General features: G+C 69.9%; 10 protein-coding genes. 4 read left to right on the top strand and 6 right to left on the bottom strand.

Going from position 1 to position 12427, the window contains the following annotated elements:
- Positions 1–8 precede the first annotated feature (8 nt).
- Complete coding sequence (gene rfbB, locus SCNU_RS10815) at positions 9–1013, bottom strand: dTDP-glucose 4,6-dehydratase (protein ID WP_009679409.1); 1005 nt, start codon at positions 1011–1013, stop codon at positions 9–11.
- Between the two features lie 111 nt (positions 1014–1124).
- On the opposite strand from rfbB, the gene rfbA reads away from it, so the two are divergent.
- The 4 genes from rfbA to SCNU_RS10795 all read left to right on the top strand — a co-directional run bounded on the left by rfbA (position 1125) and on the right by SCNU_RS10795 (position 4293).
- Positions 1125–2000, top strand: a complete 876-nt coding sequence (gene rfbA / locus SCNU_RS10810; protein ID WP_009679408.1) for a glucose-1-phosphate thymidylyltransferase RfbA — start codon at positions 1125–1127, stop codon at positions 1998–2000.
- 3 nt (positions 2001–2003) lie between these two features.
- Positions 2004–2615 carry a dTDP-4-dehydrorhamnose 3,5-epimerase family protein gene (locus SCNU_RS10805; RefSeq protein WP_009679407.1) on the top strand — a complete coding sequence of 204 codons (612 nt, stop codon included), beginning with the start codon at positions 2004–2006 and terminating at the stop codon, positions 2613–2615.
- A gap of 97 nt (positions 2616–2712) precedes the next feature.
- A complete protein-coding gene (locus tag SCNU_RS10800) occupies positions 2713–3756 on the top strand; it encodes a 2,3-butanediol dehydrogenase (protein ID WP_009679406.1) in 1044 nt (347 codons plus the stop codon).
- A 111-nt stretch (positions 3757–3867) separates the two neighbouring features.
- Complete coding sequence (locus tag SCNU_RS10795) at positions 3868–4293, top strand: PPOX class F420-dependent oxidoreductase (RefSeq protein ID WP_009679405.1); 426 nt, start codon at positions 3868–3870, stop codon at positions 4291–4293.
- A gap of 3 nt (positions 4294–4296) precedes the next feature.
- Here SCNU_RS10795 and SCNU_RS10790 read toward each other — a convergent pair whose 3' ends face one another.
- The 5 genes from SCNU_RS10790 to SCNU_RS10770 form a co-directional block, all read right to left on the bottom strand.
- Positions 4297–5655, bottom strand: a complete 1359-nt coding sequence (locus tag SCNU_RS10790; RefSeq protein ID WP_009679404.1) for a M1 family metallopeptidase — start codon at positions 5653–5655, stop codon at positions 4297–4299.
- A gap of 75 nt (positions 5656–5730) precedes the next feature.
- Positions 5731–6186, bottom strand: a complete 456-nt coding sequence (locus tag SCNU_RS10785) for a hypothetical protein (RefSeq protein WP_009679403.1) — start codon at positions 6184–6186, stop codon at positions 5731–5733.
- Positions 6187–6265: 79 nt separating this feature from the next.
- Positions 6266–7438, bottom strand: a complete 1173-nt coding sequence (locus SCNU_RS10780) for an alpha/beta hydrolase family protein (protein ID WP_009679402.1) — start codon at positions 7436–7438, stop codon at positions 6266–6268.
- 156 nt (positions 7439–7594) lie between these two features.
- Positions 7595–8518 carry a helix-turn-helix domain-containing protein gene (locus SCNU_RS10775; protein WP_139025948.1) on the bottom strand — a complete coding sequence of 308 codons (924 nt, stop codon included), beginning with the start codon at positions 8516–8518 and terminating at the stop codon, positions 7595–7597.
- 27 nt (positions 8519–8545) lie between these two features.
- Positions 8546–12424, bottom strand: coding sequence for a Pls/PosA family non-ribosomal peptide synthetase (locus SCNU_RS10770; protein ID WP_009679400.1), 3879 nt, complete (start codon positions 12422–12424; stop codon positions 8546–8548).
- Positions 12425–12427 lie beyond the last annotated feature (3 nt).

Here is a 12427-nt window from a genome sequence, read left to right as displayed (position 1 = left end):
GTCTCCGATCAGTCGAGGATCTGTTGGGTCCGGGCGTAGGCGGCTTCCACATCCGCCTTCCGCGGCGCCCACCAGTCGCGGTTGTCCCGGTACCAGTCGATGGTCGCGGCGAGGCCGGAGGTGAAGTCGACGTACCGTGGCTGCCAGCCGACCTCGGCGCGGAGGCGGCGCGAGTCGATGGCGTAGCGGCGGTCGTGCCCGGCGCGGTCGGTGACGAAGTCGAAGGCGTCGGCCGGCTGTCCGAGAGCGGTCAGGATCGCCTCGACCACCGTCCGGTTGTCGGCCTCGCCGTCGGCGCCGATCAGATAGGTCTCGCCGATCTGTCCGCGGTCGATGATGGCCCACACCGCATCGTTGTGGTCGTCGACGTGGATCCAGTCCCGGACGTTGCGGCCGTCCCCGTACAGCTTCGGTCGGACGCCGGTGAGGACGTTCGTGATCTGACGCGGGATGAACTTCTCGATGTGCTGGTACGGGCCGTAGTTGTTCGAGCAGTTCGAGATCGTCGCCGCGGCGCCGAACGAGCGGACCCAGGCGCGAACCAGTAGGTCGCTGCCCGCCTTCGTGGCGCTGTACGGGCTCGAGGGGTTGTACGCCGTCTCCTCGGTGAACCGCGCGGGATCGTCGAGCTCGAGGTCGCCGTACACCTCGTCGGTGCTGACGTGATGGAAGCGCACGCCGTGTCTGCGGACGGCCTCGAGCAGGGTGTACGTGCCGACCAGATTCGTCTGCACGAACGCCGAGGGATCGGCCAGCGAATTGTCGTTGTGGGACTCCGCGGCGAAGTTCACCACCAGGTCGGACTCGCGGACCAGCGCGTCGACCGTCGAGGCGTCGGCGATGTCACCACGGACCACGCGGACGCGGTCGGCCACCGCCTCCAGAGTCGCGGGGTTGGCCGCGTAGGTGAACTTGTCGAGGACGGTCAGCTGCGCCTCCGGCCGGGTGGCCAGCGTGCGCAGCACGAAGTTGGCTCCGATGAAACCGGCGCCGCCGGTCACCAGGACTCGCATACGGGTTCCTCGGATCCGGGCATCGCTGCCCTGAGTTGCTCTGCGGCGCGACTGCCGCATGCCGTGTGGCTTCGAATCTGTCGCGGCCAACTGTACCGATAGGCTGGGCGCATGCGCGGAATCATCCTCGCCGGCGGGACCGGGAGCCGACTGCACCCCATCACGCAGGGCGTCAGCAAGCAGCTGGTGCCGGTCTACGACAAGCCGATGATCTACTACCCGCTCTCGACGCTGATGCTCGCGGGCGTGCGAGACATCCTGATCATCACCACACCCGACGACCGCGGCGCGTTCGAGCGGCTGCTCGGCGACGGCTCGCAGTTCGGTGTCGAGATCAGCTACGCGGTCCAGCACGAGCCGAACGGCCTGGCTCAGGCCTTCGTCCTCGGCGCCGAACACATCGGTGAGGACTCCGTCGCGCTGGTGCTCGGTGACAACATCTTCTACGGACCGGGCCTCGGCTCCCAGCTCAAAGGCTTCGGCGACGTGGACGGCGGTGCGATCTTCGCCTATCGCGTCGCCGACCCGTCGGCGTACGGCGTCGTCGAGTTCGATGCACACGGGAACGCCGTGTCCCTCGCGGAGAAGCCGGCCCGGCCCAAGTCGCGCTATGCCGTGCCCGGTCTGTACTTCTACGACAACGACGCCGTCGACATCGCCGCCCGCCTGGCACCGTCGGCACGCGGCGAGTATGAGATCACCGACGTCAACGCGGAGTACCTGCGTCGCGGCAAGCTGCGGGTCACGGTGCTGCCGCGCGGCACGGCCTGGCTCGACACCGGGACCTTCGACAGTCTGCTCGACGCGGGCAACTTCGTGCGGACGGTCGAGCAGCGGCAGGGACTGAAGATCGCGGTGCCCGAGGAGATCGCGTGGCGATCGGGTTACCTCGACGACGACCAGCTGCGGGCCGCGGCGATGCCGCTCGTGAAGTCTGGCTACGGAAGCTATCTGCTCGACCTGCTCGAGCGCGGACGGGAGTTGTAGAGCGTGGACGTGCGACCACTGACCATCGACGGCGCGTGGGCCTTCACGCCGGTGCAGCACGGCGACGGCCGTGGGCTGTTCCTCGAGGCCTTCAAAGCCGACGTGGTGGCCGAGACCATCGGGCACCGCCTCGACCTCGCGCAGGTCAACACGTCGGTCTCGGCCGCGGGCGTGATCCGCGGGGTGCACTTCTCCGACGTGCCGCCCGGACAGGCCAAGTACGTGACCTGCAGTGCGGGTGCGGTCCTCGACGTGGTCGTCGACATCCGGGTCGGATCACCGACGTTCGGACGGTGGGACGCGGTGCTGCTCGACGACCTGGACCGTCGCGCGGTGTACCTGTCCGAGGGACTGGGTCACGCGTTCTGCTCACTGCAGGACGGTTCGACGGTCACCTACCTCTGCTCCACCGGCTATCGCCCGGGCGCGGAGCACGGGATCGATCCGATGGATCCCGAGATCGGGATCGCCTGGCCGAAGGTGGCCCGCGACGGATCGCCGCTGGAGTTCGTCCTGTCGGAGAAAGACGCCGCCGCGCCGAGTCTGGTGCAGGCGCGCGAGTCCGGGCTGCTGCCGGAGCTCGACGTCGTGCGGGAGTTTCTCGCCTCGAGGTGACCGCACGGAGGAGCGCTCCCCGCTGAGTGGGACGAACTGCTGCCGTCGCCGGCGGCTACGGTCGATGATCGGGGAAACCCACGACTCGGAGGTCCCCATGAAGTCTCTGCTGCTGTTCGGTGCCCAAGACGCGCGCGTCGTCGACGTTCCGGAGCCGGAACCGGGGCCCGGGCAGGTGAAGGTCAAGGTGGAGTGCGCGGGCATCTGCGGCTCGGATCTCTCACTCTTCCAGTACGCGCCGATCCCCGCCGGGTTCAAGCACCCGCTGCTCTGCACGGACGGGCCGCATGCGCTCGGTCACGAGTTCTCCGGCCGGGTCGTCGCGCTCGGCGAAGGTGTGGACGACATCGAGGTCGGTGCCCTCGTCGCGATCCGCCCGAACGTCTACGACGGGACCTGCCCGGCGTGCCTGCGCGGCGAGCAGAACCTGTGCAAGCAGGGCGGGTTCATCGGCGTCAGCGGTGGTGGCGGCGGCTTCAGCGAGTACGCGGTCGCCGGACGCGACGCGGCGCACGTGATCCCGGAGGAGTTCGGCCCCGAGGTCGCGGCGATGGTGGAGTCGACGGCTGTGGCGTGGCATGCGGTGAAGCAGTCGGGCGCCACCGCCGGCACGTCCGCTCTGGTGATCGGCGCAGGTCCGGTCGGGCTGGGGCTCGTGGCCTGCCTCAAGGCGCGCGGCGCCGACACGGTTTACGTGAGCGAGCTGAGCGCGGCGCGCAAGGAGCGTGCCGCGGCGATGGGAGCCGAAGTCCTCGATCCGAGTGAAGTCGATGTGGTCGCGCACGTGCAGGAGGTCGGCGGGGTCGACGTCTCGTTCGACGCCTCGGGTGTCGGCCAGCCGACCTACGACACCGCGCTGGACGCCCTGCGCCCGGGCGGCACCTCTGTGGTGGTCGCGATGTTCCACGAACCGGTGCAGGTGGATCTGCAGAAGTACATGACGTCGGAGAAGCGGCTGGTCGGGTCGATGGCCTACACGGATGCCGACTTCGGTGAGGTGGTGGACGCGATCGTCGACGGCAGGCTCGATCCCAAGCCGCTCATCACCGGGCATATCAAACTCGATGACATCGTCGACAAGGGTCTGAACCATCTGCTCGGCGAGGGGCGCAACAGCGAGATCAAGATCTTGGTGTCGTAAGGCTCCGAGCCCGAGATCTTCGGCACATGAACCGGCTTGTGACGCCGGTTCATGTGCCGAAGTTCTGCGGTCGGCTGGAATGCCGGTCGCAAGGTCCGTGTTGGACCGAGCATGACCGACTTCGACCCCCGAACCCTGATCGCCGAGACCCCGATCGGCGTGCTGGCGACCATCAGATCCAGCGGACTCCCGCAGCTCTCGCCGGTGACCGCGGTCTACGACCGTGACGCGGACCTGATCCACGTGTCGATGACCGAGGGACGGGCGAAGACCGCGAATCTGCGTCGCGATCCCCGCGCCGCGATCGAGTTCACCAGTCCGGACGGGTACTCGTGGGCGACCGCCGAGGGCGGTGTCACGCTGACCGGACCGTCCGACGATCCGGACGATCCGGCGGTCGATGCGCTCGTCGACTACTACCGGCTCGGCGCGGGTGAGCATCCAGACTGGCGCGAGTACCGCGAAGTGATGGTGTCCGACCGCCGCGTACTGATGACGATGTCGATCACCAAGGTGTACGGCGCGAAGCTGCGGTAGCCGTCAGGCCAGGGCGGGGAACGGCGGGAGGCTCGGTGTGAAGAGCCAGTCGTGCCAGATGTCGTTCAGAGACGCTGACGAGAACGTCGAGGCGAGTGCGATGAAGTCCTCGGTCGTCGCGCACCGGTACGCGTACTTCTCAGTCCACCTGCGGATGAGCGCGAAGAACTCGCCGTCTCCGATGCGCAGGCGGAGCGCGTGCAGCGTCATCGCGCCGCGCTTGTAGACCCAGTCGTCGAACATGTCCTTGGCGCCCGGATCGGCGAGTGGCACCCGGACGGGCTCGGCCGCGAGCTTGGCGTAGTAGTGGCGGGCCCATTCATCGGCCGACTTGCCGCCGGAGTGCTGACTCCACAACCACTCCGCGTAGCAGGCGAAGCCCTCGTGCAGCCAGATGTCGCGCCAGCGCGCGACGGTCACCGAGTTGCCGAACCATTGATGAGCCAACTCGTGCGCCACCAGCCGTTCGTGCTCCAGGGTTCCGTCGCAGTGATTGGCGCCGAAGGTGGAGAAGCCCTGCGATTCGAGCGGGATCTCCAGCGCGTCCTCGGTCACCAGTGAGGTGTACTCGCGGAACGGATAGGGCCCGAACATCTCGGTGAACGCCTCCACCATCTGCGGCTGTCTGCCGAAGCTGACGGCGAACTGGGCGCGGAGCTTCGGTGGGATGAGCGCGTGTACCGGTACCGGTCCGTCGGTCATGGTGATGCGTTCGTACTGACCGATCTGCACGGCTGCGAGGTAGGTCGCCATCGGCTCGACCTGCTCGTACACCCACGTGGTCTGCGCGGCGCGACGACGCTTCGAGACGAGCCGCCCGTTGGCCAGGGCGTAGTACGGAGTGTCGGTGGTGATCTCGATCCGGAACGGCGCCTTGGCCTCGGGATGGTCGTCGCACGGGAACCACGACGGCGCCCCGTTGGGCTGGTTGGCGCAGAGCGAGCCGTTGTCGAGTTCCTCCCAGCCGACATCTCCGAACGGGCCGCGGATGGGGCGGGGATTGCCGCGGTAGCGGATCTCGACCGTCAGCGAGCCGCCGGGCGGGATCGGTGAGGCGGGAGTGATCGACACTTTCCCGAGACGGTGGGAGAACCGCGCGCGGCGACCGTTCACCGTCGCCCGGTCGACGCGCATGCCGGTGGCGAGGTCGAGGCTGAACCTGTCGAGTTGCTGATACGAGGCGGCCGTGATGACCGCGACCCCCGACAGCCGATTGCTGTTGACCCGGTAGTCGAGCCCGAGGTCGTAACGGGACACCCGGTAGCCGAGGTTGCCGCTGTTCGGAACGTACGGGTCGAGTTCGTGGGACGCCGCGCTGAGTTTGGGTGTGTGCCAAGCGGACTTGTCGATTCTGCCTGGCACAGACAACCTTCCCGTCGTTCGGATCGCGCGGCAGTTCGAGGGTACCGCTGAATGTCCGGTGCTGCGGGACGACCGTCAGCGCGCCGACCCGTACGGCGGCTGCGACGGGTGGCGGACGGGAGCCTGCGGTGCGGGATACGGCGCAGGCACGACCGCATGCGGGGGCCGGGAAGCCGGAGGCGGGGGCCCGGCGGTCCGGACATGGGGCGGCCGGGGGCCGGCCTGGCGCGAGGGATTCGGCATCGGACGTCCGCCCTGCACGTACTGGGGCGGGTCCTGCCGTGGGTACTGCGGCGCGGGATAGGGACCCTGCCGAATCGACTGGCCCGGGACCGGCGGGCGCGTGGGCTCGACGCGATCGGGTTCGCCGCGGAACGACTTCCAGAGGGCGACGAACGGATACATCAGGGCGGCGAAGAGCTTGTCGAGGATGCGGTCGGCGATGCGTTCCACCGGTCGCATCAGCAGGGTGTAGAGCACCGTGAACGCGATGATGAAGAGGAAGACCCCGATGGCGACTGCGATGCCCATGCGTCCATCTTCATCGACATCGGCCGCCGGGGGAACTCCGCGGCGGCCGATGTCGGTCGATCGATAGAGGCGGTTCGGTTCAGCAGGTTCGCGGTGTCGGCTGTCCGGCGAGGAGGCGGGAGACGAAGCTCTGCGCGTCGCCGAGTGAGTCGGGCACTGCGGCGCGGTGGTCGGCGCCGTCGTACACGCGGTAGTCGACGTTCGCGTTCTTTCCGCAGAGCGTCGAGACCAGGCGGTCGGTGCCGGGCTTGGAGACGAGCGCGTCGGTGGTGCCCTGCGCGATCATCACCGGCACGCGCGGCGAGGTACGTCGCGGATCCTGTGATTCGAGATAGCCGGTGAGCTGTGAGACGTCGGCGTTCGGCCGGAACACCTGGGCGGGCGGCACGGGCGTCATCCCACGCATCTGTGTGAGGCATCCGGTCTTCGCGGTCGCGAGCATCGGGTCCATCGCCGGGCTGAAGATCTCGGCGGGGTCGATCGACGGTCGGGCCACCTGCGCCCCCAGCACGATCAACGGGAGGAAGGCCTCCGCAGCCTCGGCTCCGGGCTGTCCGGAGCGGACGTAATCGACGGTCTGGCTCAGATCGACGCCGCCGGGCGCGATCGCGACCGCGCCGCGCAGTCGCAGGGACGGCTGCCGGGCGGCGCCCTGTTCGGCGGTGAACAATGCGGCCTGTCCGCCCTGGCTGTGCCCGGCGGCGACCCAGTCGCGGCCTATGCGGGGGTCGAGGGCGCGGGCCGCGCGGACGATGTCGGCGACGGTGTTCGCCTCACTGGTGCCGTTGATATAGGGGTGACCGCCGGGCGTGCCGAGGCCCTCGTAGTCGGTCTGGACGACGGCGTACCCGCGCTTGACCCAGGTGTCGAGAACGGTGTCGACGCCTGCGAGGTAGTCGTGGCTGGGTCCGCCCGCGGTGTCCTTCGACGGCGCGCAGGCATCGGCGTAGCCGGTGGTGCCGTGGGCCCAGCTGATCGTCGGCCAGCCGCCGCGCGGCGGGGGAGTGCGCGGGACGGCGACCGTTCCGGAGACGACGATCGGAGCGCCCGTCGCGCCGGTCGAGACGTAGGTGATCGCCGTGGTCCGTGCGGCGCTGGGGAGTGCCGCGGCGGTCGTGAGGGGCCGGGCCGAGAGCAGTCGGCCGGCGGTGGGAGCGGGCGTATGCGGTGCCGCGCCGGCGAGCGGACCGGTTGCCAGTACGGCGCCCGCTGCGACGATCAGCGCGAGGGCGCGCCGAAGGGTGGTTGCCATGGTGGTGAGGACTCCTGAGATGTCGTGCCCCGGGGAGGGTAATGGTCGAATATTCGACCGAGCCGGTAGATTTGTGGTGGGCATCACCGTACGCCGACGACCGTCGCGAGGTCAACGGTTGGCGGAGGTCGGCCGCCTGCGGGGCAGACCTGTGGGTCAGACCTGTGGAAACCGACCGCCGAGGGCGATCGTCAGCTCGTCGGCGACGGTCCGGAGCGCGTCCCCGCGGGCGGCGATGTCGGCGGCGGTGAGCTCGGCGCGTGCGTAGATCGCCAGGAGCAGCGCCTGCTGTCCGGCGGCGTCGAAGGTGGGCGCGGAGACCGCCCCGACGCGGTGCGTGGCCTCGGCGTCTCGGACCAGGTCGTCGTGGAACAGCACCCGTCGTTCCCGCATTCCCGCGAGGAGTTCGGCGATCAATTCGAGGACGTCGGGCGGCAGGCTGTCGCCGTTGCGGCCGATGATCCGGTACACCCGCTCGAGCGTGGGCGACAGATTCTCCACCAGGTAGCCGGTGCGCCGGCACTCGGCGGCCATCCGCTGTACCTCCGGCGTGCTGAGACCGGGGAACGGCTCGGGATGATCGGCCGACCGTCGTGCGAGGACGTCGTCGGGCTGCCACAGCTGGAACATGACTCCGGTCGGCAGCGTGAACGGGAACCGCTGGCCGACTCGGACGGCCGGGCTGCTGCCCGTCGGCGCGGTGGCCCCCAAGATCATGAACTGGTCGCCGGACCGGCCGGCCGCGAGCGTCATCGCGCCGAATCGGTCGCTGAGCGCCTGCAGTCGTTCACTGACCACGGGTGCGACGGCGACCTCGCGCTCCGCCGCCCGACCGGCCGCGACCAGCGACGGACCGAGTCCGTACGTCTTGCTCGCCGGGTCGAGCCGCAGATATCCGCGGTCGGTCAACTCGGTGAGCACCGCCAGACAGGTCGGTTTGCTGATTGCGCACAGGCGCGCCAGCTCCGACAGCCCGAGGCGATCGCCGGGCCGCGCGATGAGCGCTTCGAGGACGTCGACCACCCGCCTGGTGGGCGGGGACGCGGTGGTGCGCTCGGAAGGGTCGGCCACGCCGACCATCGTAGAAGAACGGACCGGGCGATCCGGTCAGCGCGGCCAGGGAGCGATCGGGTTGCCCTGCCAGCGGGTGTGCGCCGGGACCACGTCGCCGCGCATCACCAGCGATGCCGGTCCGACCGTCGCCGACTTCGCGACACCCGACGCGGGCAGGGCCACACAGTGCGGTCCGAGTGTCGCGCCCTCGGCGAGGGTCACCTCGTCGATCGCCATCACGCGATCGTGGAAGAGATGCGTCTGAACCACGCAGCCGCGCTGGACGGTGGCACCGTCGCCGAGCGTCACCAGGTCCGCCTCGGGCAGCCAGTACGACTCGCACCAGACGCCGCGTCCAATGGTGGCGCCGAGCGCGCGAAGCCACAGGTTCAGTACGGGGGTCCCCGCCGCGGCGTTCGCGAACCATGGTGCGGCGACGGTCTCCACGAACGCGTCCGACAGCTCGTTGCGCCAGACGAAGGAACTCCACAGCGGGTGCTCCGAGGCCCGGATGCGGCCGACCACGATCCACTTCGCCACCGCCGCGACCGCGCCGGCGACCACCCCGGCCGCGAGCAGGATGAGACCGCTGCACGGTGTCGCGACCAGCACACTGAACTCGACCGCCAGGGTCTGCATCGCGAACAGCACCCCGATACCGATCCCGAACGAGACCATCACGGCGATGATCCGGAGCGTCTCGACCACGCCGCGCGCCACCCGAAGCCTCGTCGGCGGGGCGAACGTCCGCGAATCGTCCGAGGCGGACGCGGTGCGGCGGAGACGGACCGGCGGACTGCCGAGCCAGCTCGATCCGCTCTTCGACTTCACCGGCGCCGAGGACAGAACGGCGACCAGCGAGTTCTTCGGGAGTTTGCGTGACGGCGCCACCATTCCGGAGTTGCCGAGGAAGGCACGCTTCCCGACCTTGGCCTCACCGATGCGCATCCAGCCGCCGCCGAGTTCGTACGAGGCCATCAGGGTGTCGTCGGCGAGGAACGAATCGTCGCCGACGGTCGTGAACTTCGGGATCACCAGGGCAGTCGAGATCTCGGTGCCCTTACCGATCCTGGCGCCGAGCGCGCGGAACCACCACGGGGTCAGCAGGCTCGCATACATCGGGAACAGGTACGTGCGCGCCGAATCCATCAGCCGCTCGGTGGCCCACACCTGCCAGCCGATGCGCGACCGCACCGGGTACACGCCCGCCTTCATCCCGACCGCGAGCAGTCGGACCGCCACCAGGACGAGGAGGGCGAATGTCGCCATCGCGGCCACCGCGGCGACCGGTGCCATCGCCAGGCCGCGGAGCACCGCCGATCCCATGCTGTCGGCGGGCAGGGCCCAGGACCCGATCACGATCAGGCCGACGGCCAGCGCGACCAGCGGGATCCCTGAGACCAGGAAGGCGCTCGCGGCGTACACCGGCACCCACCAGCGCCGTTGTGGCGGGCGTCGGTCGGGCCACTCGGCTCTGGCCTTGCCGACCTTGACCGCCGGGGAGCCCGACCACCGCTGGCGGGCCTTCACCTTGCCGATGACCGCCGAACCGGGGTCGACGATCGCATCGCGGCCGATCACCGCGCCTGGAAGCAGCGTCGAACGGGATCCGACGGTCGCACCCGGCTTGACGACGATCTCGCCGATCACCAGCTCATCGCCGTCGAGCCACCAGCCCGCGAGATCGACCTCGGGCTCGATCGCCGCGCCGTCTCCGACGTCGAGCAGACCGGTCACCGGGGGAAGCGAGTGCAGGTCGACTCCCCGCCCGATGGTGGCCCCCAGTGCCCGCGCCAGCGTCGGTAGCCACGGCGCGCCGGACAAGTTGTAGGCACCGCTCGCGTGCATCAATCGCTCGGCGAGCCACAGTCGGATGTGGACCGATCCGCCGCGCGGATAGGTGCCCGGGCGGACGTCGGACAACAGCGCCCGCGCACCTGCCGCCGCGATGACCAGCCGCCCGAACGGGGTGACGAAGACGAGGAAGGCGACGATCAGGACCCACCAGTTCACCGACACCAGCCACGGTGCGGGATAGCCTGCGGCGTCGGCGATCTCGCGGCCGACGTTGTTCGCGATGCCGAGCCAGGTGATCCACTGGACGCCGGTCAGCGTGGCGAGTGGGATCGATGCCGCCGCCTGTGCGACACCGGTCGATCGCGGGACCGGCCGCACCTCGCGGGCTCCGACCACGGCTCCGGGGTCGAGCGAGTCGAGGAGCTCGGCCAGGGAGCCGAGCCGCGGGTGGTCGTAGAGGTCGGCGACGGTGATCTCCGAGTAGCGCGTGCGCAGTGCCGTCACCAACTGCGCCGCCGACAGCGAGCCGCCGCCCTCGGCGAAGAAGTCGGCGGTGGCCGACTCCACCCCGACGCCGAGCACCCCGGTCCACTGCTCGGCGAGCCAGGCCTCGGTCGGGGTGAGATCGCTCGCGCCGTCGGATGAGTCGGTGCCCGGCGCCGGCCAGGGCAGCGCGTCGCGGTCGACCTTTCCGGAGGTGCGTGTCGGGAGCTCGTCCATCAGGACCAGGCGGGGGACCAGCGCAGCGGGGAGTGCCTCGCGCAGTCGTCCCGCGGCGGCGGCGACGTCGAAGGCCGGGTCGGCGGACGCCAGGTATCCGACGAGCAGCGAGTTGCCGGTGGCGGTCTTGCGGACCGCGGCGGCGGCGCCGCTGACGCCGGGAAGATTCTGGAGCGCGTTGTCGATCTCGCCGAGTTCGATGCGCCTGCCGCCGATCTTGACCTGATCGTCGGCGCGGCCGACGAACTCGAGCCCCTCCTCGAGGAGGCGGACCAGGTCGCCGCTGCGGTAGGCGCGATCCCAGCCGAGCGAGGGCATCGGGGAGTACTTCTCGGCGTCCTTCACCGGGTCCAGGTAGCGAGCCAGTCCGACTCCACCGATGACGAGCTCGCCGGATTCGCCGACGGCCACCGGCTGCCCATCCGATCCGACCACCGCGAGATCCCAGCCGAGGAGCGGCAGCCCGATGCGGACCGGCTGCCCGCGGTGCATCTGCGCCGCACAGGCGACGACGGTCGCCTCCGTGGGGCCGTAGGTGTTCCAGAGCTCGCGGTCCTCGGTGGCGAGCCGGTCGGCGAGCTCCGGCGGACACGCCTCGCCGCCGAAGATCAGAAGCCGGACGGCCTCGAGTGCCTCGGCGGGCCACATCGCCGCCAGGGTCGGCACCGTCGACACGACGTTGATGTCGCGCTTCACCAGCCACGGACCGAGATCCATGCCCGAGCGGACCAGCGCACGAGGTGCCGGAACGAGGCACGCGCCGCTGCACCAGGCCAGCCACATCTCCTCACACGAGGCGTCGAACGCCACCGACAGGCCGGCCAGGACCCGATCACCGGGGCCGAGCGGCTCGTCCCGCAGGAACAACTGCGCCTCGGCGTCGACGAACGCGGCGGCGTTCCGGTGAGTCACCGCGACGCCCTTCGGTTTGCCGGTGGAGCCCGAGGTGAAGATGATCCAGGCGTCGTCTGCCGTCGTCGCGGGAGAGGTGACCAGTGCCGACTCGGCGACCGGCGGCTGCTCCCGGTCCGTCCGCCGATGCACGCCGTCCGCATCGATGATCGCGTCGACGTCGGCCTCGCCGAACACCAGTCCGGCGCGCTCGTCCGGGTCGTCGGCGTCCACCGGGACGTAGGCGGCACCGGCGTACAGCGTCGCCAGGATCGCGATGTAGAGGTGCCGGTCGCCTGACGGCATCCGGATGCCGACTCGATGTCCGCGTCCGATGCCGATAGCGGCGAGCCTGCGCGCGACCCGTCGGACCAGGACCGCGAGTTCGGAGTAGGAGACGAGCTGATCGCCGTCGTCGATGGCCGGCGCGTCCGGGTGCCGCTCGGCGGTCGTCGCGAGGATCTGGCACAGGGTGCGCGGGGCGGGCGCCTCGGACGAGAGCAGATACGCGGGCGGGATCGGCACGGG

Source organism: Gordonia neofelifaecis NRRL B-59395, from assembly GCF_000192435.1.
Taxonomy (GTDB): Bacteria; Actinomycetota; Actinomycetes; order Mycobacteriales; family Mycobacteriaceae; genus Gordonia; species Gordonia neofelifaecis.
Note: the sequence above shows the minus strand (reverse complement) of the source record. Positions and strands in the feature narration are given on the sequence as shown.

Coding starts and splice junctions, on each gene's coding strand:
- SCNU_RS10785 (WP_009679403.1), bottom strand. CDS start 6,186: ATGGGCATCGCAGTCGCCATCGGGGTCTTCCTCTTCATCATCGCGTTC.
- SCNU_RS10795 (WP_009679405.1), top strand. CDS start 3,868: ATGACCGACTTCGACCCCCGAACCCTGATCGCCGAGACCCCGATCGGC.
- rfbB (WP_009679409.1), bottom strand. CDS start 1,013: ATGCGAGTCCTGGTGACCGGCGGCGCCGGTTTCATCGGAGCCAACTTC.
- rfbA (WP_009679408.1), top strand. CDS start 1,125: ATGCGCGGAATCATCCTCGCCGGCGGGACCGGGAGCCGACTGCACCCC.
- SCNU_RS10775 (WP_139025948.1), bottom strand. CDS start 8,518: ATGGTCGGCGTGGCCGACCCTTCCGAGCGCACCACCGCGTCCCCGCCC.
- SCNU_RS10800 (WP_009679406.1), top strand. CDS start 2,713: ATGAAGTCTCTGCTGCTGTTCGGTGCCCAAGACGCGCGCGTCGTCGAC.
- SCNU_RS10780 (WP_009679402.1), bottom strand. CDS start 7,438: ATGGCAACCACCCTTCGGCGCGCCCTCGCGCTGATCGTCGCAGCGGGC.